Annotated in this window: 18 protein-coding genes, 1 pseudogene and 1 riboswitch; of the genes and pseudogenes, 7 read left to right on the top strand and 12 right to left on the bottom strand. The window is 68.9% G+C overall.

From position 1 onward, the window contains the following. Positions 1-138: 138 nt before the first annotated feature. Positions 139-266: riboswitch (cobalamin riboswitch) on the bottom strand. A 155-nt stretch (positions 267-421) separates the two neighbouring features. The 3 genes from mctP to ACZ7L9_RS07255 all read right to left on the bottom strand — a co-directional run bounded on the left by mctP (position 422) and on the right by ACZ7L9_RS07255 (position 3,341). Next, entirely contained in the window at positions 422-2,059 is a 1,638-nt protein-coding gene (gene mctP / locus ACZ7L9_RS07245; protein ID WP_471413295.1) for a monocarboxylate uptake permease MctP, read from the bottom strand. Further along, complete coding sequence (locus tag ACZ7L9_RS07250) at positions 2,056-2,310, bottom strand: DUF3311 domain-containing protein (protein WP_093900524.1); 255 nt, start codon at positions 2,308-2,310, stop codon at positions 2,056-2,058. The genes mctP and ACZ7L9_RS07250 overlap by 4 nt, the downstream gene beginning before the upstream one ends. Positions 2,311-2,576: 266 nt before the next feature. Further along, the gene (locus tag ACZ7L9_RS07255) at positions 2,577-3,341 is read right to left on the bottom strand and encodes a GntR family transcriptional regulator (protein ID WP_471413298.1); all 765 of its coding nucleotides are present in this window, start codon (positions 3,339-3,341) and stop codon (positions 2,577-2,579) included. Between the two features lie 279 nt (positions 3,342-3,620). On the opposite strand from ACZ7L9_RS07255, the gene ACZ7L9_RS07260 reads away from it, so the two are divergent. From ACZ7L9_RS07260 to ACZ7L9_RS07275, 4 genes are all read left to right on the top strand, one after another. Continuing rightward, the gene (locus ACZ7L9_RS07260) at positions 3,621-4,904 is read left to right on the top strand and encodes an extracellular solute-binding protein (protein WP_471413299.1); all 1,284 of its coding nucleotides are present in this window, start codon (positions 3,621-3,623) and stop codon (positions 4,902-4,904) included. A gap of 82 nt (positions 4,905-4,986) precedes the next feature. After that, positions 4,987-5,973, top strand: coding sequence for a carbohydrate ABC transporter permease (locus ACZ7L9_RS07265; protein WP_471413300.1), 987 nt, complete (start codon positions 4,987-4,989; stop codon positions 5,971-5,973). Then, positions 5,970-6,800: a carbohydrate ABC transporter permease gene (locus ACZ7L9_RS07270; RefSeq protein WP_471413301.1), complete on the top strand. Its 831-nt coding sequence runs from the start codon at positions 5,970-5,972 to the stop codon at positions 6,798-6,800. Before ACZ7L9_RS07265 ends, ACZ7L9_RS07270 begins: the two co-directional genes overlap by 4 nt. A 9-nt stretch (positions 6,801-6,809) precedes the next feature. After that, positions 6,810-8,351, top strand: a complete 1,542-nt coding sequence (locus tag ACZ7L9_RS07275; RefSeq protein WP_471413303.1) for a glycoside hydrolase family 3 protein — start codon at positions 6,810-6,812, stop codon at positions 8,349-8,351. A 236-nt stretch (positions 8,352-8,587) separates the two neighbouring features. Here the strand turns inward: ACZ7L9_RS07275 and nagB are convergent, their stop codons facing one another. Then, positions 8,588-9,373 carry a glucosamine-6-phosphate deaminase gene (gene nagB / locus ACZ7L9_RS07280; protein WP_471413488.1) on the bottom strand — a complete coding sequence of 262 codons (786 nt, stop codon included), beginning with the start codon at positions 9,371-9,373 and terminating at the stop codon, positions 8,588-8,590. Positions 9,374-10,067: 694 nt separating this feature from the next. Between nagB and ACZ7L9_RS07285 the strand changes: the two genes are divergently transcribed. Beyond that, a complete protein-coding gene (locus ACZ7L9_RS07285) occupies positions 10,068-11,534 on the top strand; it encodes a histidine kinase N-terminal domain-containing protein (RefSeq protein ID WP_471413490.1) in 1,467 nt (488 codons plus the stop codon). 180 nt (positions 11,535-11,714) lie between these two features. On the opposite strand, the gene ACZ7L9_RS07290 is transcribed toward ACZ7L9_RS07285, so the two are convergent. Both ACZ7L9_RS07290 and ACZ7L9_RS07295 read right to left on the bottom strand, forming a co-directional pair. Next, the gene (locus ACZ7L9_RS07290) at positions 11,715-11,972 is read right to left on the bottom strand and encodes a WhiB family transcriptional regulator (protein ID WP_003953983.1); all 258 of its coding nucleotides are present in this window, start codon (positions 11,970-11,972) and stop codon (positions 11,715-11,717) included. Between the two features lie 317 nt (positions 11,973-12,289). Beyond that, positions 12,290-13,258, bottom strand: coding sequence for a diacylglycerol/lipid kinase family protein (locus tag ACZ7L9_RS07295; RefSeq protein ID WP_471413305.1), 969 nt, complete (start codon positions 13,256-13,258; stop codon positions 12,290-12,292). 213 nt (positions 13,259-13,471) lie between these two features. Between ACZ7L9_RS07295 and ACZ7L9_RS07300 the strand changes: the two genes are divergently transcribed. Further along, positions 13,472-13,876, top strand: coding sequence for a hypothetical protein (locus ACZ7L9_RS07300; protein ID WP_471413491.1), 405 nt, complete (start codon positions 13,472-13,474; stop codon positions 13,874-13,876). A gap of 110 nt (positions 13,877-13,986) precedes the next feature. Here the strand turns inward: ACZ7L9_RS07300 and ACZ7L9_RS07305 are convergent, their stop codons facing one another. The 3 genes from ACZ7L9_RS07305 to ACZ7L9_RS07315 form a co-directional block, all read right to left on the bottom strand. After that, on the bottom strand, positions 13,987-14,940 hold the full coding sequence (locus ACZ7L9_RS07305) for an RNA polymerase sigma factor SigF (RefSeq protein WP_471413307.1): 954 nt from the start codon (positions 14,938-14,940) through the stop codon (positions 13,987-13,989). After that, on the bottom strand, positions 14,937-15,350 hold the full coding sequence (locus tag ACZ7L9_RS07310) for an ATP-binding protein (protein ID WP_148839137.1): 414 nt from the start codon (positions 15,348-15,350) through the stop codon (positions 14,937-14,939). Before ACZ7L9_RS07310 ends, ACZ7L9_RS07305 begins: the two co-directional genes overlap by 4 nt. 230 nt (positions 15,351-15,580) lie before the next feature. After that, complete coding sequence (locus ACZ7L9_RS07315) at positions 15,581-15,841, bottom strand: UBP-type zinc finger domain-containing protein (RefSeq protein ID WP_471413309.1); 261 nt, start codon at positions 15,839-15,841, stop codon at positions 15,581-15,583. Positions 15,842-15,876: 35 nt separating this feature from the next. Between ACZ7L9_RS07315 and ACZ7L9_RS07320 the strand changes: the two genes are divergently transcribed. Beyond that, positions 15,877-17,481 (top strand): Na+/H+ antiporter, encoded by a 1,605-nt coding sequence (locus tag ACZ7L9_RS07320; protein WP_471413311.1) that lies wholly within the window; start codon positions 15,877-15,879, stop codon positions 17,479-17,481. A gap of 239 nt (positions 17,482-17,720) precedes the next feature. On the opposite strand, the gene ACZ7L9_RS07325 is transcribed toward ACZ7L9_RS07320, so the two are convergent. From ACZ7L9_RS07325 to ACZ7L9_RS07335, 3 genes and pseudogenes are all read right to left on the bottom strand, one after another. Then, positions 17,721-18,617, bottom strand: a complete 897-nt coding sequence (locus ACZ7L9_RS07325; RefSeq protein ID WP_471413313.1) for a 1-aminocyclopropane-1-carboxylate deaminase/D-cysteine desulfhydrase — start codon at positions 18,615-18,617, stop codon at positions 17,721-17,723. Positions 18,618-18,675: 58 nt separating this feature from the next. Then, positions 18,676-18,924 (bottom strand): annotated as a pseudogene (locus tag ACZ7L9_RS07330) (N-acetylmuramoyl-L-alanine amidase); the annotation flags it as partial. A gap of 1 nt (position 18,925) precedes the next feature. Beyond that, complete coding sequence (locus ACZ7L9_RS07335; RefSeq protein WP_471413315.1) at positions 18,926-20,122, bottom strand: globin domain-containing protein; 1,197 nt, start codon at positions 20,120-20,122, stop codon at positions 18,926-18,928. Between the last annotated feature and the right edge of the window lie 10 nt (positions 20,123-20,132).

A 20,132-nucleotide genomic window follows, 5' to 3' on the forward strand; every position in this document is an offset into this window, starting at 1 on the left:
TGGTGCTCTCCCTCGCTCGGCTCGGGGCCGGCGGGGAACGGGGCAGCCGGGCAGAGGCGGGCCCGGGCCGGGGCAGCACTCCGTACGGCGTCCACCGGCCCAACCGCGAGGCCCGGACGTCTGGCATCCGGTTCGGTCGAGCCGGATGCACTGTCGGCAGGTCCTCGGACTTACTCGGGGGTGCGCAAAAGCGCACCGAACACACCGTTGCGGGACAGTTCCGGATTCGCACCGGATTCCCCTGCGGCGACAGCGAGCATGAGCATACATGTGGGGGCCGCCGGATGAGACAGCCCCCACATGTTGTGTCGCGTAACGGAACTCGGGACGCGCGTACGGCCCGTTGCTGAGCGCACGGACGGCCCGTCGCGCCCCGTTGGAAGGGGCTCGACGGGCCGTCGTACGGCTGTGGGAGCGGCCGTCAGTGGCCGCCGCCCGGTGCCCCAGCCGTGGCCGGCGGGAGTTCCACCTGGACGCCACGGTCGCCCGCGTCGGCCGTGTAGTCGGCCGGCGAGGTCTCGTCGACCCCGGCGGGCGCCTTCACGGCGTTCAGGACGAAGGTGAGCACCACCGTCACCACCGCGTTCAGCACGAACGCGGTCAGGCCGATGTAGCCGATCTCGCCGATGCCCGGGATCTCCTTGGACGACCCGCCGAAGTGCGCCTGGGTCGGGCTGGCGACGCCGTACGCGGCCACCGTCCCGTACACCATGCCGACCGCCCAGCCCGCGAGCAGCGCCCAGCGGTGGAACCAGCGGGTGAACAGGCCGCCGACCAGGGCCGGCATCGTCTGGAGGATCCAGATCCCGCCGAGCAGCTGGAAGTTGATCGCGACCGTCTTGTCCATGGTGAGGACGAAAGCGAGCGCGCCGACCTTCACCAGCAGCGACACCAGCTTGGAGACCTTGGTCTCCTGCTCCGGGGTCGCGTCCGGCTTCAGGAAGTCCTTATAGATGTTGCGGGTGAAGAGGTTCGCCGCGGCGATCGACATGATCGCTGCGGGCACCAGCGCGCCGATGCCGATGGCCGCGAACGCGACGCCCGCGAACCAGTCCGGGAACATGTTCTCGAACAACTGCGGGATGGCCAACTGCCCGTTGTCGACCTTGATTCCGGCGGCGATCGCCATGAAGCCGAGCAGCGCCAGCAGGCCGAGCATCAGAGAGTACAGCGGCAGGATCGTGGTGTTGCGCCGGATCACATTGCGGCTGCGGCTGGAGAGCGTCGCGGTGATCGAGTGCGGATACATGAACAGCGCCAGCGCCGAGCCCAACGCCAGGGTGGCGTATCCCCATTGACCCGCCTCGCCCGGCGCCAGCGCGCCGCGCGGCTTGCCGGTCGCCGGGTTGGTCTGCGAGAACGCCTCGCCCGCCTTGGCGAAGATGTCGTGGAATCCGCCCAGCTTGATCGGGATGTAGATGATCGCCACCGCGATGACCAGATAGATCAGCCCGTCCTTGACGAACGCGATCAGCGCGGGCGCCCGCAGACCGGACGAGTAGGTGTACGCGGCGAGCACCGCGAACGCGATCAGCAGCGGCAGGTCCTTGATGAACCAGTGGGTGTTCTCGCCACCGCCGACGCCCATCACGTCCAGCACCGCCTGGATGCCGACGAGTTGGAGCGCGATGTACGGCATCGTGGCGAGGATGCCCGTGATGGCGACCGCCAGCGACAGCCCCTTCGAGCCGAAGCGCCCGCGGACGAAGTCCGAGGTGGTCACGTAGCCGTGCTTGTGCGAGACCGACCAGAGCCGCGGCAGGAAGGTGAAGATCAGCGGGTACACGAGGATCGTGTACGGCACGGCGAAGAAGCCGGCCGCGCCCGCCGCGTAGATCGCCGCGGGCACGGCGACAAAGGTGTACGCGGTGTACAGGTCGCCGCCGAGCAGGAACCAGGTGACCCAGGTGCCGAACGACCGTCCGCCCAGGCCCCATTCGTCGAGACTGGCGTCGTTCTCGGCCTTCCGCCAGCGCGCGGCCAGGAAGCCCATGACCGTGACGGCCAGGAAGAAGAAGATGAAGACGCCGAGCGCGACGCCGTTCACGCCGTCCTTCATGCCGACGCACCCCCCTTGCGGGCGCGCTGGTCACGCTGCCACAGCTTGTACGCGATCATGGTGAGCGCGGTGGAGATCAGCACCCAGAGCATCTGGTACCAGTAGAAGAACGGGATGCCGATGAAGGTGGGGTCCACCTTCGCGTACGAACTCACCCAGAGCATCGCCACGAACGGCGCGATGAGACAGAGGGCGATGACCACCCGCACCGGTGTGACGGTCGGTGGTTTTCCTTCTGGGCCTGCTGGCATGCGGCGACTCCGTCCCCTCGCTGTTCACCTGGTGTAATGCGCAGGAAATCTAGGGGAGGCTTCCGGTCACCGTCACCCCCCGTCCGCATTGCGGTCTGGCAACAGTCTCGTAAGCGGGCTCAAATGTTCGGAATGTTGTCAAACGTACGAGAATTGGTCCGGAACAAGTTGCGAACGGCCCCCGTGGAGTGGCGGATTCCACGGGGGCCGACGCGGCTGTGCGTACGGGGTGCGGTGACCGGAAGCAGCCGGTCGTCGTGGCGGGTTCAGTCCGTCGGCCGCTTCAGGCGGGCCACGAACTTGTACCGGTCGCCGCGGTAGACCGAGCGCACCCACTCCACCGGCTCGCCCCGCCCGTCCAGCGAATGCCGCGAAAGCATCAGCATCGGAAGGCCGACATCCGTACCGAGCAGCCCGGCCTCGCGCGGTGTGGCGAGCGACGTCTCGATGGTCTCCTCGGCCTCGGCCAGCCTGACGTCGTACACCTCGGCGAGCGCGGTGTAGAGAGACGTGTACTTCACCAGCGAACGGCGCAGCGCCGGGAAGCGTTTGGCCGACAGGTGCGTGGTCTCGATCGCCATCGGCTCACCGCTGGCGAGCCGGAGGCGCTCGATCCGCAGTACGCGGCCGCCGGTCGTGATGTCGAGCAGCCCGGCGAGCGTGTCGTCGGCCGTGACGTAGCCGATGTCCAGCAGCTGGGAGGTCGGCTCGAGTCCCTGGGCGCGCATGTCCTCGGTGTACGAGGTGAGCTGGAGGGCCTGGGAGACCTTCGGCTTGGCGACGAAGGTCCCCTTGCCCTGGATGCGCTCCAGCCGGCCCTCGACGACCAGTTCCTGGAGTGCCTGGCGCACGGTGGTGCGTGAGGTGTCGAACTCGGCCGCCAGGGTCCGTTCGGGCGGTACGGGAGTGCCTGGCGGCATGGTGTCCGTCATCTCCAGGAGATGACGCTTCAGCCGGTAGTACTTCGGGACGCGCGCCGTCCGTGTGGTCGCGCCCGTCTCGTTCTCCGTACTGCCCCCGTCGGCACTCATGGCCCGCCTTCCCGACTGCTGCGTTGCTGCCGTCACCGGCTCCTCCGTCTGTCGCGGCTCACATGGTGGCACGGTCCGGTCACGGGTCGTCGCCCTCCCTTAGGTGTCGGTCCTATAACGGACACGAGTGCACTTCTTATACACCCTTGACACCCATAAAGGTCTAGGCCAAGCTCCCGGTGCTGGTCTAAACCATTAAAGACCAGGTCCAGCCCCAGCAGTACTCGTCGAATGTCTTCGCGGTGGGCGGGGTTGCAGTATCCCTGAGGAGGGTTTGGCGTGAAGCGCAAGCTCATCGCGGCGATCGGCGTCGCGGGCATGATGATCGGCCTGGTGGCGTGCGGGTCCGACGACGGCGGCAGCGACAGCGGTAAGAAGGCCGGTCCGGACAGCTACAAGGGTGAGACCCTCACCGTCTGGGCCATGGACGGCTCCACGCCTCCCGGCTGGACCAAGGACCTGACCGCGGCCTTCGAGAAGAAGACCGGCGCCACGCTGAAGTTCGAGACCCAGAAGTGGAACGGCATTCAGCAGCGGATCACCACGGCGCTCTCCGAGTCGACCCCGCCGGACGTCATCGAGGTCGGCAACACCCAGACCCCCGCCTACGCGGCCACCGGTGGCCTCGCCGACCTCAGCGACCTCAAGAAGGAGATCGGCGGCGACTGGACCGAGTCCCTCAACAAGTCCTCCGTCTTCGACGGCAAGCAGTACGCAGCTCCCTGGTACTTCGCCAACCGCGTCGTCATCTACAACAAGAAGGTCTGGGCCGACGCCGGCATCAAGGACACCCCGAAGACGCGTGACGAGTTCTTCAAGGACCTCGACGCCATCAAGAAGAAGGGCAAGGCCGAGCCGATCTACCTGCCCGGTCAGAACTGGTACTTCTTCGACGGCCTGACCATCGGTCAGGGCGCGGACCTGGTGAAGAAGGAAGGCGACAAGTACGTCTCCAACCTCTCCGACCCCAAGGTCACCGCGGCCATGGACCTCTACAAGAAGTACCAGTCCTACTCCAAGGCCCCCAAGGACAAGGACGAGGCCACCCCGCAGCAGGCCGAGGTCTTCGCCAAGGGCAACGTCGGCGCCTTCATCGGCATGGGCTGGGAGGCCGGTACGGCCATTGCCGCCAACAAGAAGATCGAGAGCGACATCGGCTACTTCACCATCCCGGGTGAGACCGCCGACAAGCCCGAGGGCGTCTTCCTCGGCGGCTCCAACTTCGCGGTCGCCGCGGGCAGCAAGAAGCAGGACCTCGCCAAGGAGTTCCTGAAGCTCGCCCTGTCCGACCAGTTCGAGGGCCAGCTGGCCAAGGAGAACGGCGTCATTCCGAACAAGGAGTCGCTCAACTCCAACCTGACCGGCAACGGCGCCGCCGAGGCCGCGGCCCCGGCCGCCGCCGTCGGTGGCACCACCCCGCTCATCCCCGAGTGGGCCGCTGTCGAGAACGATCCGAATCCGATCAAGAGCTACATGACCGCGGTTCTGAACGGCAAGAGCACCGAGGACGCCGCCAAGGCGGTCGAGGCCGAGATCAACAAGCGTCTCTCGCAGAAGAGCTGATCGCACGCGCCGGGGGCGGGGACCGACCGCCCCCGGCGCGCCCGCGTGTCTGGAACGTACGGCCCAAGAAGAGATGGCGAGCATGTCAGTGCAGACCGAACAAGTGGAATCGGTCCCGGCAGCCGGTGTCCGCAAGGATGACGCGCCTTCCGGCGGCCCAGCCGCTTTGCGAAAGAAGCGGGGCGGGGGCTCGGCCCCGTACCTGCTCCTCCTGCCCGCGCTGCTCGCCACGGCGCTGCTGCTGGGCTATCCGCTGGTCAAGAACGGCATGCTGTCGTTCCAGAACCTCAACCCGCGCCAGCTGATCCAACACCTGACCGAGTGGAACGGTGTCGACAACTACAAGGAAGTCCTCGGCAGTTCGGACTTCTGGAAGGTCGTCGAGCGTTCGGTCTTCTTCACCGCCGCCAACGTCGTCCTGATCATGCTGCTCGGGACCCTGGTCGGCCTGCTGCTCGCCCGCCTCGGCAAGAGGATGCGCCTGCTGCTCATGCTGGGCCTCGTCCTTGCGTGGGCCATGCCGATCATCGCCGCGACCACGGTGTACCAGTGGCTGTTCGCCCAGCGCTTCGGAGTCGTCAACTACGTGCTCGACAGTCTCGGCTGGCACTCCATGGCCGACTACAACTGGACGAGCAGCCAGTTCTCCACCTTCTCGCTGGTCACTCTGGTGATCGTCTGGCAGTCCATCCCGTTCGTGGCGATCAACCTGTATGCCGCGTCCACGACGATTCCCAAGGAGCTGTACGAGGCCGCCTCTCTCGACGGCGCCGGAACCTGGAAGAGCTTCACCTCCGTGACGCTCCCGTTCCTGAAGCCGTTCCTGCTGGCCACGACATTCCTCGAAGTCATCTGGGTCTTCAAGTCCTTCGCCCAGCTCTTCGCGATCAACGGCGGCGGCCCCGACCGGCTCACCGAGACCCTGCCCGTCTACGCCTTCGTGGAAGGTGTCGGCAACCAGCACTTCGGCATGGGCGCCGCCATCTCGTTCCTGACCATCATCGTCCTGCTGGCGTTGACCGGTTACTACCTGCGCACGGTACTGAAGCAAGAGGAGGACGAGCTGTGAGGCGCTCACTGTTCGGCCGGATCTGGCCCAACGCGACGGCTGTCGTCCTCTTCATAGGCTTCGCCTTCCCGGTCTACTGGATGTTCAGCACGGCGTTCAAGCCGACCGGCGACATCATCACCGACACCCCGGTATGGTTCCCGACCGACGTCACCTTCGAGCACTTCAAGAAGGCTGTCCGGGCGGACCACTTCTGGACCCTGGTCGGCAACTCGTTCACCGTCACTCTGATCTCCGTGGCCGCCTCGCTGGTGATCGCGCTGCTGGCGTCCTTCGCGATGGCGCGCATGCGCTTCAAGGGCCGGCGAGGCATCCTGCTGACCTTCATGGTCGCGCAGATGGCGCCCTGGGAAGTCATGGTCATCGCGGTCTACATGCTCGTCCGCGACGCAGAGATGCTGAACAGCCTGGTCCCGCTGACGGCCTTCTACATGATGATGGTCCTGCCCTTCACCATCCTGACGCTGCGCGGCTATGTTGCCGCCGTGCCCAAGGAACTGGAGGAGTCGGCCATGGTCGACGGCTGCACCCGTCCCCAGGCCTTCATGAAGGTGATCCTTCCGCTGCTCGGCCCCGGCCTGATGGCGACCTCGCTCTTCGGCTTCATCACCGCCTGGAACGAATTCCCGCTCGTCCTCATCCTCAACAAGGACATCGAGTCGCAGACCCTGCCGCTCTGGCTCTCCCAGTTCCAGACCGCGTTCGGTGACGACTGGGGGGCGACCATGGCCGCTTCGTCGCTCTTCGCGATCCCGATTCTCATCCTCTTCATCTACCTGCAGCGCAAGGCCGTCAGCGGCCTCACCGACGGCGCCGTGAAGGGATAACGCACCTCCATGACCACCCTGATATCCACCACGGACACCGTCACCCGCGACGCCCTCGCGGTCCTGCAGCCCGGCTTCACCGGCACCACCGCCCCCGACTGGCTGCTGCGCCGCGTCGGCGAAGGCCTCTCCTCCGTCGGCCTGTTCGGCCGCAACATCGAGACGCCGGAACAACTCGCCTCGCTCACCGCCCAGCTGAGGGCCGAGCGGGACGACGTGCTCGTCGCGATCGACGAGGAGGGTGGTGACGTCACCCGACTGGAGGCGCGTCATGGTTCGTCCTTCCCCGGCAACCTCGCCCTCGGCGCCGTCGACGACCCGGACGTGACCCGTGCGGTCGCCCAGGAGCTCGGCCGCCGGCTCGCCGAGTGCGGCGTCAACCTCAACTGGGCGCCGTCCGCCGATGTCAACTCGAACCCGGGCAACCCGGTCATCGGCGTACGATCCTTCGGAACCGACCCGCACCTTGTCGCCCGGCACACCGCCGCGTACATCGAGGGCCTCCAGGCCGCCGGGGTCGCCGCCTGCACCAAGCACTTCCCGGGTCATGGCGACACCGCCGTCGACTCGCACCATGCGCTGCCCCGCATCGACGTGGACCTCGACACCCTGCACGCTCGTGAGCTGGTGCCTTTCCGGGCGGCGGTCGCTGCGGGTTCCAAATCAGTGATGAGCGCGCACATCCTGCTGCCCGCGCTCGACCCGGACCGCCCGGCGACCCTGAGCCCGCAGATCCTCACAGGTCTGCTGCGCGAGGAGCTGGGCTACGACGGCCTGATCGTCACCGACGGCATGGAGATGCAGGCCATCTCCGCGACGTACGGCATCGAGCGCGGCTCCGTCCTCGCTATCGCCGCGGGCGCCGACGCGATCTGTGTCGGCGGCGGGCTGGAGGACGAGGCCACCGTGCTGCGGCTGCGCGACGCGCTGGTCGCCGCGGTACGGACCGGCGAACTGCCCGAGGAGCGGCTGGTCGACGCGGCGGCACGGGTACGCGCCCTCGCGTCCTGGACGCAGGCGGCCAAGGGGGCCGGTTCGGCGCCGGGTGCGGCAGCGCCGGAGGGAACCTCTGCCGGCATCGGAGTGGGTTGTGACGTCGGCCTGGTCGCCGCCCGCCGCGCGGTGAAGGTGACCGGCTCCGCCGAGCCGCTGACCGAGTCCGCCTACGTCGCCGCGTTCACGTCCGCGCCGAACATCGCGGTCGGCAACGAGACCCCGTGGGGCGTCGCGGCGGAGCTGGGCCGACTGGTGCCGGGCACGGAGACCGACACGTACAGCGGTGAGACCGAGGCACCCGTGGCCGCGGTGCTGCGGGCCGCGGGGGAGCGGCGCATCGTCGTGGTCGTCCGCGACGCCCACCGCCACGCCTGGATGGCCGGGGTCATCGATGCCCTGGTGACGGAGCGCCCCGACACGGTCGTGGTCGAAATGGGCGTCCCGCAGGCACCCCCCAGGGGCGCCCTGCACATCGCCACCCATGGCGCGGCCCGCGTCTGCGGCCTGGCGGCAGCGGAGATCATCGCCAGGGGTACGGAAGCCCGCGGGGCCTGAGCGTCAGGCGTGATGCGGAACGAGCGGCCGCATCACGCCTGCCCGGCCCGCGCCGATTCAAGTCCGTCGGCGGGTGAGGACACCGTGTCCGCCCGGGCACGTCTCCTCGGGGCTCGGGGTGAATCAAGCCCGTCCGGCGATTGAGGACAAGCGCGTCCGCACGACGCGCAACGTCATACGAGAGGGCCGGGGCACCCACCACGGGTGCCCCGGCCCTCTCGCCGCGCCCGGGACGGCTACAGCCCCTGCCACAGCGGCTTCGCCGCATACGTGGCGCGGAAGTAGTCCGCCAGCCTCAGCTTCGACGCCGCGGCCTCGTCCACCACCACCGTCGCGTGCGGATGCAGCTGCAGCGCGGACGCGGGCACGATCGAGGCCACCGGCCCCTCCACCGTCTGCGCCACGGCGTCCGCCTTGCCCTCGCCGGTGGCGAGCAGGATCGGGTGGCGGGACTCCAGGATGGTGCCGATGCCCTGGGTGATCACGTGGTGCGGCACCTGCGTGATGTCGTTGTCGAAGAAGCGCGCGTTGTCGATCCGGGTCTGCTCGGTGAGCGTCTTGATCCGGGTACGGGACGCGAGCGAGGAGCACGGCTCGTTGAAGCCGATGTGCCCGTCGGTGCCGATGCCGAGGAGCTGCAGGTCCACGCCGCCGGCCTCGGCGAGCGCCTTGTCGTACGCCTGGCAGGCGGCCAGGACGTCCTCGGCGGAGCCGTCGGGGCCCATGAAGGACGCCTCGGTCAGGCCGAGCGGTTCGACGACCTCGCGCAGCACCACGGAGCGGTAGGACTCGGGGTGGCCCGCCGGCAGCCCGACGTACTCGTCGAGCTGGCAGATGCGGGCGCGCGAGGCGTCCACGGCGCCGGAGCGGACCTTGGCCGCCAGCGCCTGGTAGATGGGCAGCGGGGTAGAGCCGGTGGCAACGCCGAGAAGGGCGTCGGGCTTGCGGCTCAGCAGTGCGCCGATGGCCTCTGCGATGAGTTCGCCGCCTGCCTTGGCGTCCGGGACGATGACAACTTCCACGCGGGGCCTGCCGATCTGAGGAGTCGAGTCAATCATGTGGTATAGACCAATCGCGGTCCAATTTAGCAGAACCAGGTAACGCGGACATGGCAGCCTTGCCCGTCCCGGCCGCGCCCCGCCGGCGGTGGCTGTCCGTCATGTTCTTGCCGGCGGAAGCGAGCGGCCGGGACGGATCATGTCCGGCGAGATACCCGAACAGGATGCGGCGCTGCGCCGCATCCTCGGCCGGGGCGCGCCCGGGCTCCATGAGGAGGTCGCCGGGATTGTGCAGGGCGTCGAACCGGACCTCCGGGACGCCCTGGCCGGCAACTCCGGCCTCGGCCCTGCCCGACCCGTGGAAACACCCGCGGGCCGCGGCGCCGGGACGGGACCCTCGGCCCGTTCGGCACCGCAGCCCGGAGTAGGACCGACCACCGCCTGGGCGCCGGACGGTCCGCTCGGCCGGCGGTGTGCGGTGCCCCCGGCCGGGGAGAGGCACCTGCGCGGTCAGGGCAGAGAGCGCGGGTACCTCGATCCACTCTCCTGTGCGGGGAGAGCGGAAGCTCTGTCTTGAGCATTGTGGACTAGACCATTCTCCCGTGTCCATCCATAGGAGCACCGCAATTTCCCGTGCTCATACTCCTTGCACGTACGGCCGGGCCGCTCCGTTCGGAACCCGTACCCATCCGCGGGTACGCTCGCACACGTGCCCTCCATGAACGACCTCGTCCGCCAGCACACAGCCCTCAGTGACACCGATCTGGAGTGGCTGCATCTGCTGGTCTCGGAGTGGCAGCTGCTCTCCGACCTCTCCTTCGCCGACCTCGTGCTGTGGGTCCCCACCCGCGACGGCACCCGCTACGTCTCCGTGGCCCAGATGCGGCCCAACACCGGCCCCACCTCCTATCAGAACGACATGGTCGGCCACTTGGTGCCGCGCGGCCGCCGTCCGCTGCTCGACGCGGCGCTGGACGAGGGCCGGATCGTGCGCGAGGGCGACCCGGAGTGGCGCGAGGAGGTTCCGGTACGCGTCGAGTCGATCCCCGTACGCCGTGAGGGCCGGGTCCTCGGCGTCATCGCCCGCAACACCAACCTCCTGACCGTACGCACGCCGTCGCGGCTGGAGCTCACCTACCTCCAGTCGGCCTCCGACCTGGCCCAGATGATCGCCGCCGGGACCTTTCCGTTCCCCGGCCAGCAGGTCGACATGGACGCGTCGCCGCGCGTCGGCGACGGACTGGTCAGGCTCGACGCCGAAGGGATCGTCCAGTACGCCAGTCCCAACGGCCTTTCCGCGTACCACCGCCTCGGCCTCGCCTCCGACCTGGTCGGCCAGCACCTCGGCGGGATCACCGCCGAACTGGCCCCGTCCCGCGGCCCGGTCGACGAAGCCCTGGTCAAACTCGCGAGCGGTTACGCGCCCCGCGAGTTCGAGGTCGAGTGCGCGGGCGGGGTGATCCAGCTCCGGGCGATCCCGCTCAAGCCCAAGGGGGTCCGGATCGGTTCCCTGGTCCTCCTCCGGGACGTCACCGAACTGCGTCGCCGCGAGCGGGAGTTGATCACCAAGGACGCCACCATCCGGGAGATCCACCACCGGGTGAAGAACAACCTCCAGACCGTCGCGGCCCTGTTGCGGCTTCAGGCCCGCCGGATGGACTCGGCGCAGGGCCGCGAGGCGCTCAACGAGGCAGTACGGAGGGTCGGTTCGATCGCCATCGTCCATGAGACGCTGTCCCAGAATCTGGACGAGCGGGTGGAGTTCGACGAGATCGCCGACCGGGTCATCGCGATGGTCGCCGAGATCTCCCCGGGCAAGGTCACCTGCCGGCGTACGGGCCGCTTCGGCATACTCGACGCCGAGGTGGCCACGCCGCTCGCGATGGTGCTCACCGAAGTTCTGCAGAACGCACTGGAACACGCGTTCACGCTCGCCGAGTCCGGCACGGTGGAGGTGTCGGCGGTACGCGGAGGTTCCTCTGCCGAGGCGCGGCTGCTGATCACCGTTCAGGACGACGGCTGCGGTCTGCCCGAGGGTTTCGACCCGCAGCGCGCCGGCAATCTGGGGCTCCAGATCGTCAGGACGCTGGTGGAAGGCGAGTTGGGCGGGACCTTCGGGATGGTTCCGGCCCCCGAGCGCGGCACCCAGGTCGTCCTCGACATCCCGGTCCGCGCCGAGAAATAGCCCCGCCGGCCGGTCGACCGGCCGACGCGAACACAGCAGTGAGCCCGGACCGTCGATCACGGTCCGGGCTCACTGTTCATGCATGCGCTTCGGGGGTACTGCGCGCTGCGACTCGGGGGCGGGGTTGTGCGTACGCTCTGTACGCGCCGCCTGGCTGAGGCTCGTAGCGGTGGCGTCGGATCAGGCGCTGGCGTTACGCGCCCGGTTGCGAGCCGCACGGCGCTTCATCGCGCGGCGCTCGTCCTCACTGAGGCCACCCCAGACGCCGGAGTCCTGGCCGGACTCGAGCGCCCACTGCAGGCACTGCTCCATGACGGGGCAGCGACGGCAGACGGCCTTGGCTTCCTCGATCTGCAGCAGCGCAGGACCGGTGTTGCCGATGGGGAAGAACAGCTCGGGGTCTTCCTCACGACAAACGGCGTTGTGACGCCAGTCCATGGCTGCTACCTCTCCTTGGTATTACATCATTGCTTGTGAATGTGAACGCTTTCACGAATCCCCCCGCAGGTGAAGGTCCGACGCCCAGATGAACTGGTTGTGGTCCTGTGAAGTGAGGAGGGGTTCTGGCTCTCAGTGGAGGCTGTTGTTGCGGGCCGTCCCGATCGCCATGTAGAGATTCGCAAACCTCAGCGGCGGATACAACCCCTTCTGGAAAGTTTTTTTTGATTCCTCGGTGTCGACTAGGTCACAGCCGTACTTCTATGGGGTGGAGTCCAGCCCAAACGTTCGAGTTAAAGGACTTTGGTCTCTTCTACTCACACAATCACACGCAGTGCACGGCGTACGCCTGTGAACGTCACGCTGGTACGCACTCCCAGGTGGTCGCCGTCCATCTGGAAGGGCAGTGGCGCCTTTGAATGCAAGGTGAAGTCCGTGAGGTCATGAAGTGAAACGGCATGCTTGCCGCGCGGGCCCTTGTCGGGGGTCGAAGTCAGCAGCTGGGTGCCGTAGCGGGCGACCGCCGAAGTGGACAGCCGCTTCAGCCCGAGCACGTCCAGGCCGGTGTCGAAGGTGGCCCTCGGTGACGCGTACACGGGGCGATTCCCCAGGTAGGTCCACGGGGCCGTGTTGGAGATTATGGACAGGGCGAGGTCCGTGACCGGTTCCTGTCCGGGCGTCTCCAGTGTCATCAGCCCGTGCCGCCGGTGCGGCTCCTCCAGGAATTGCCGGACCACCTGGCGTACGTACAGCCCGTGTGTCGAGCGCTTGCCGCGTTCGCGCTGCTGTTCGACCCGGCCGACCACGCCCGCGTCGAATCCGAGCCCGGCGCAGAAGGTGAACCAGCGCTCGGGTACCGACTCGTCCTCCGTGCCGGGGGTGCCGGCGGCCAGCCCGAGGCCGACCGTGCGTTCGGTGCGGTTGGCGAGCGCGTCCAGGATCGCGCCGGTCGCCTCCACGGCGTCGTTGGGCAGGCCCAGGGCGCGTGCGAAGACATTGGTGGAGCCGCCGGGAACCACTGCGAGGCTCGGCAGGTTGTCCAGGTCGGGGCCGTTGTGGAGCAGACCGTTGACCACCTCGTTGACCGTGCCGTCGCCGCCGAGGGCGACCACCAGGTCGATCTCGGCGGAGTCCGCGGCCTGCCGCCCCAGGTCCCGGGCATGGCCCCGGTACTCCGTGGTCACGGCCTCCAGCTTCATCTCGCTGGCCAGCGCGTGGATGAGCACGTCACGCGTCCGCGCACTGGTGGTGGTAGCAGCTGGATTGACCACAAGGAGTGCGCGCATGACGGCCAGACTACCTACCGCGCGGTATCGCTCTGAAGTCTCGCCCCATGACCTTCACGCTCGGTGACGACCCGGGTACGTTCCCACCCCGGCTTCGCTTCCGCGGCGCCGGGATGCCAACCTGCAAGGGTGAGTACACAGCAGAACACGCCCTCCTCCTCGTCGTCGCCTTTGCCGTCGGTCGAACCGGCGAAGCGGAGCAGGATCACGCTCGTGGCCGGACTCACCGCCCTGGAGGGGGCGGCGCTCGTCCTCGGCGGGATCTACATGCTGGTCATGGGGCTGCTCGGTCATCCCGAAAGCCCGCAGCAGGCGGAGATGGGCGGCCTCACGCTGATCGCGCTCGGCCTGATCCCGCTGATCGCCGCGCGTGGCCTGCTGCGGCGGCGCAGCTGGAGCCGCGGCCCCGCGCTCATCACGCAGATCATCGCGCTCCCGGTGGCCTGGACGCTGCTGAGGTCACACGGTGCGCTGATCCCGGCCGGGATCGTCCTTGCCGCGATTGTCCTGACGGCGCTCTACCAGCTGGTCAGGCCGACGACGATCGAGGCACTCGGCATCCGCCGCCCCGGCACCTCGTCGGAGGCCACGTCCGGCGGCACCACACCGGACGCCTGAGAGCCTGTCGGACGAGGCGGCCCTCAGACGCCGCCGACCGCCCGGGGGCACGCGGGCCGCACGAGCGTCGACGCTCCCGTTCTCCCGCGCGCCCGCATCGGCCCTTCGCGCTACTCCTCGACGAGCAGCCGTTCACGTAGCTGCGCCAGTGTGCGGGCCAGCAGCCGCGAGACGTGCATCTGCGAGATGCCGACCTCCTGCGCGATCTGCGACTGGGTCATGTTGCCGAAGAAGCGCAGCAGCAGAATCCGCTTCTCGCGCGGGGGCAGGTCCTCCAGCAGCGGCTTGAGCGACTCCCGGTACTCGACGCCCTCCAGCGCCTCGTCCTCGGAGCCAAGCGTGTCCGCGACCGCCGGGGACTCGTCGTCCGTGTCCGGCACGTCCAACGAGAGCGTGCTGTACGCATTGGCCGATTCCAGGCCCTCCAGGACCTCTTCCTCGGAGATGCCCAGCCGCTCCGCCAGTTCGTGCACCGTCGGCGAGCGACCGTGCTGCTGGGAGAGCTCGGCGGTCGCCGTGGTGAGCGAGAGCCGCAGCTCCTGGAGCCGGCGCGGCACCCGGACCGCCCAGCCCTTGTCGCGGAAGTGGCGCTTGATCTCGCCGACGACCGTGGGCGTCGCGTACGTGGAGAACTCGACGCCGCGGTCCGGGTCGAACCGGTCGACCGACTTGATCAGGCCGATCGTCGCGACCTGGGTCAGATCGTCCAGCGGCTCGCCGCGGTTGCGGAACCGGCGGGCCAGATGCTCCACGAGCGGCAGATGCATCCGCACCAGCTGATTGCGCAGCTCCGCCTTCTCGGCCGACCCGTCGGGAAGCTCGCGCAGTTCGATGAACAGCGCCCGCGCCCCGCTGCGGTCGTGTGGATCGTGGTGCCCGTGCTCGCTCATCTGGCCTGCCCGCTCCGCCTGCGACTGCTCCACCGCGATCGTACGGCCCGCAGGCCCGTCCGCCCCGTCCTCCGGATGGGGCAGGGCCTGCTGCTCCGGGATGCCTGCTGCGCGCACCACCCCTGGTCGCATCGTCTCGTCCCGCACAGGACCGTCCCCGTTCCCGTTGCTCACGCCGGCCCGGGTCCCGCGCCGCGCTGTTTGTACAGACTGATGCTGACCGTACGGTCGTCGGCCACCGAGGAGTCGACCTTTCCGGCCAGTGCGGAGAGCACCGTCCAGGCAAAGGTGTCGCGCTCCGGCGCCCGGCCGTCCGTCGTCGGCGCCGACACCGTCACCTCGAGAGAATCCTCGACGAGCCGGAAGACGCAGCTGAGTACGGAGCCCGGCACGGCCTGCTGAAGCAGGATCGCGCAGGCCTCGTCGACCGCGATGCGAAGATCCTCGATCTCGTCGAGAGTGAAGTCCAAGCGCGCTGCGAGACCGGCCGTGGCCGTACGCAGCACCGACAGGTAGGCACCCGCAGCGGGCAGCCGGACCTCTACGAAGTCCTGATTCCCGGGCTCGCCTGCGATCTGGGACACCCTCACCTCCAAGGTGGCACAAACTCTTTCGAGGTTCCGGGAAGGGCGCCCCGGAGCCATGCGGTACGTCTTCGGTTCTGGCCCGGCGACGCTATCGCGATCCATGATGCCGTGTCGCCGGGCCCCAACCCATGACTGTCACTCATGGTAAGTCTATGAGCACACACGGTGGGTAGGGGTCTGCGGCGGTCAATTACGAACAACCGGCGCCGGTTTGACGTACCCAGACGTCAGACGATCGAACCGTCTTCGAAGCACCAGCGCCAGCTTTCACCCGGTTCGAAGCTCCGCATCACCGGATGACCGGTCTCCTTGAAGTGCGTGGTGGCGTGCTGCAGTGGCGACGAATCGCAGCACCCGACATGGCCGCAGAGCAGACAGAGTCGTAGCTGCACCGGGTGGGTGCCCGCTTCGAGGCATCCGAGACAGGTCTCGCTGAGCGGGGCCGGTTCGGGGTGCGGCAGTTCGGACACGTGCGGGCAATCACTCATGATTGCCAGATTACGACGGATGCGAGGACCGTGAAATGGACGCATTGCCGCTGGTGGCACTGGTCGCTGCCAGTGCGGCTGTGGCGGGGGTCGCCCGCCGCACCCCCGTACCGGCCCCCCTGCTGCTGGTCGCGGCGGGGCTGATCGCCTCGTATCTGCCCGGGGTGCCGACGTACACCCTGAACGCGCACGTCGTGCTGCCGCTGGTGCTGCCGCCGTTGCTGTACACGGCGGCCGTCGACAGCTCGTACCTCGATCTGCGGGCCAATGTCCGGCCGGTCGCGCTGCTCTCCGTCGGCTACGTCCTGTTCGCGACCGTTGCGGTCGGGTGGCTGGCGTACCGCCTCGTGCCCGGCCTGCCGCTCACGGCAGCGCTGGTGCTGGGCGCGGTCATCGCCCCGCCCGACGCGGTCACGGCTGCCGCGATCGCCCGCCGGGTCGGGCTGCCCGGCCGCGTCACGACGATCCTGCAGGGCGAGTCCCTGGTGAACGACGCCACCGCGATCACCGCCTACAAGGTGGCGCTCGCCGCCGCCGTCGGCGAGGGCATGAGCTGGGGCGCCGGGATCGGCGAATTCCTCCTCGCCGCGGTCGGCGGTGTCGTGGTCGGCCTGGCACTGATGGTGCCGCTGCACTGGCTCCGTACGCACCTCAAGGAAGCCCTGCTGCAGAACACGCTGTCGCTGCTCATCCCCTTCGTGGCGTACGCGGCGGCCGAACGCGTGCACGCATCCGGGGTGCTCGCCGTAGTCGTCGTCGCGCTCTATCTGGGCCACCGGTCCTGGCAGGTCGACTTCGCGACCCGGCTCCAGGAGGCGGCCGTCTGGAAGATGGTCGCGTTCATCCTGGAGTCCGCGGTTTTCGCGCTGATCGGACTCCAGCTGCCCTTCGTACTGAAGGGGCTCGGGACGTACGCGGTGGCGGACGCTCTCTGGTACGCGGTGGCCGTGTTCCTCGCCGTCGTCGTGGTCCGCTTCATCTGGGTCTATCCGGCGACGTACCTGCCCCGGTGGCTGTCGCAACGGATCAGGAAGCGCGAGCCGGGGACGAACTGGAAGGCGCCGCTGATCGTCGGCTGGGCCGGCATGCGCGGGGTCGTCTCGCTCGCCATCGCCTTCTCCATCCCGTTCGTCACGGCCGACGGGCACGCCTTCCCGGCCCGCAACCTGGTGCTGTTCCTGACCTTCACCACCGTCATCGGCACTCTCGTCGTCCAGGGGCTCAGCCTGCCGCTGCTGGTGCGCGTCCTGAAGCTTCCGGGGCGCGACGCGACGGCGGAGACGCTGGCCGAGGCGCAGGCGCAGAGCGAGGCGTCCACGGCCGCGGAGACGCGCCTGGAGGAGCTGCTCACCGATCGGCGCAACTCTCTGCCGGGACCGCTCACCGACCGGCTCCGCACCGTCCTGGAGCGCCGCCGCAACGCCGTGTGGGAGCGGCTGGGCGCGCCCAATCCGGTGACCGGGGAGTCGGCGGACGACACGTACCGGCGCCTGGCCGGCGAAATGATCGCAGCCGAGCGCGAGGTCTTCGTGCGGCTGCGGGACGAGCGGCAGATCGACGACGAGATGCTTCGCACCCTGCTCAGACGGCTCGACCTGGAGGAGGCGGCGGCCTACCGGGAGGAGTCGAACGCGCCTTAGAGGAGCTCACAAAATGGGCGTCCGGCTCGCGACGCCTGGCACGCACGCTCGCTGCGTTGCCGAAACGCCCTAGTAGCTCCTTCCCCAAGCTCTTGAAGAGCAGGGGAGACCCCATCCAAGGACCTTCCAGCGCCTTGCGATCGCACGCACCAGACGCCGCGAGCTGATCGGACTCCCATTTTGTGAGCTCCTCTTAGGGATGTGTCTTCGGTTCAGCGCACGTGCTCATGAGGGGGTGACTACGGCCGGCCCGTGATGACGGCCGCGACCGTGGTTCCCGCAGGGAACGCGCCCTCCTCGGCCAGAGCGGTGAGCGCGTAGAGCAGCTTGGCGACGTAGAGCCGCTCGACGGGCAGCCCGTGCCGCTGCTCGAAGTCGTCCGCGAACGCGTGCAGCTGCGGGGTCGTACGGGCGTAACCGCCGAAGTGGAAGCGCTCGTCCAGGGACCACGAGCCGGCCGGTCCGCCGAACGCCTCGTGCTGCAGTTCCCGTACCGCGTCGCCGAGGAAGTCGCCGCGCAGCACCGGGATGCCGAGGGCACGCTGCCCGGGTGCGAGACCGGCGGCGAGACCGGCGAGTGTGCCCCCGGTGCCGCAGGCCACCGCCACCACATCGGCGCGGCCGCGCAGTTCGTGGCCGAGCTCCGTACAGCCCTGTGCGGCCAGGGTGTTGCTTCCGCCCTCCGGGATGACGCAGCACTCCCCGAAGGCGCTCAGCAGCCCCGCCAGGACCTCTGGATCGGCCTTCGCGCGGTACGTCGTGCGGTCCACGAAACGCAGGGTCATCCCGTCGGCGGCGCATCGGGCGAGCGAGGGATTGAGGGGGCGGTCGGCCAGTTCGTCACCGCGCACGACCCCGACGGTGGGGAACCCGAGCAGCCGGCCGGCGGCTGCGGTGGCCCGCAGATGGTTGGAGTACGCGCCGCCGAAGGTCAGCACGGTGCGCCCGGCGGCGGCCCGAAGGTTGGGGGAGAGTTTGCGCCACTTGTTGCCCGGAAGATCGGGGTGGATCAGATCGTCGCGCTTGAGCAGCAGCCGTACGCCGTGGCGCGCGAAGCGGTCGTCCTCGACCGGTTGCAGGGGCGAGGGGAGGGCCGGCTGCAGGCGGGAGAGGTCGAGCGCTTCGGAAGGGGGCATGCCGCAATTGTCGCCGTGCGGTGGCGTGCCGTGCTGCGGGGAGGTGCGGATGACGGCGCGAGCGGGAGGTCCAGCCGTGGTGGCGGCAGATCGCGGCGGCGGCCTCGACGGCTTCGAGCCGGGCGGCGGGCCAGGGCTCCTCGCCGTCGCCGAGATTTTCGCACTCGAAGCCGTAGAAGTGTCTGCTCCCGTCGGGATCGGCCTCGTTGTCGGACGGGAGGCGTTTCTCGGCGACGACGGCGCGCAGTATGTCGTCGTCGCCGAGCCCGGCGGGGTCGGCCCTGCCGTGGCCGACCGGATGGCGACGCTCAGTCCTGGGCGAGCCACAGGTCGGGGCCGAACACCTCGTAGTGGATGTCGGCTGCGGGGACGCCCTGGGCCAGCAGTTGGGTGCGTACGGCACGCATGAAGGGCAGCGGACCACAGAGGTAGGCGTGGGTGCCGGGGGCGACCGTGAGGCCGCTCAGGTCGACCCGTCCGGTGCGGTCGGCGGGGTGGCCGGGCTCCGGGTCCTCGTACCAGAAGTGGGCGGTGGCGTCGGGGAGCTTGCCGGTGAGCTGGGCGTGGTCGGTGCGCATCGCGTGGTCGGCGGGGGAGCGGTCGCCGTGCACGACGGTGACCGGGGCGCGGTGTCCGGTCGCCGCGAGGTGTTCCAGCATCGAGAGCATCGGGGTGCAGCCGATGCCCGCGGAGGCGAGCAGGAGCGGGGCGTCCGCGGAGTGGAGCACGAGATCGCCGTACGGGGCGGAGACCCGCAGCCGGTCACCCGCCGCGACCTCGGTGTGCAGGTGACGGGAGACCTCGCCGTCGGGCGAGCCACCGCCGTGCACCCGCTTGACGGTGATCGAGCGCAGCGGCGAGCCGGGGGCGCTGGAGAGGCTGTACTGGCGTATCTGGCGGGCCCCGTCGGGGAGTTCCACCTGTACGGAGACGTACTGACCGGGGCGGAAGTCGGGGGCCGGGGCGCCGTCGGCCGGGCGGAGCTGGAAGGTGGCGACATCGGCTGTCTCCTCGATCCGGGCGGTCACCTCCCACTCGCGCCACACATCGCCGGCGACGACGCCCTGCTGTGCGTACAGTCGCTCCTCGATCGAGATCAGGGCACCCGCCATCAGCCAGTAGACCTCGTCCCAGGCGGCGGCGACATCCGGGGTGACCGCGTCGCCGAGCACCTCGGCGATGGCGGCGAACAGATGGGTGTGCACGATGTCGTACTGCGCGGCGGTGACGCCGAGCGAGGCGTGCTTGTGGGCGATCCGGCCGAGCATCACGTCGGGCCGTGTGTCCGGGTGCTCGACCAGCTGGGTCGCGAAGGCTGCGATGGAGCCCGCCAGGGCCTGACGCTGGGCGCCGGACGCCTGGTTGCCGCGGTTGAAGAGGTCGCGCAGCAGCTCGGGGTGGGCGTCGAAGAGCTTGCGGTAGAAGAGATCGGCGATGTCTCCGATGGCCGCTCCCACGGCGGGGAGGGTGGCACGGACGGTGGCGGTCGACGACTCGGAGAGCATCGGTGACTCC

The sequence above is a fragment of the Streptomyces sp. NPDC111516 genome (genome assembly GCF_055635345.1).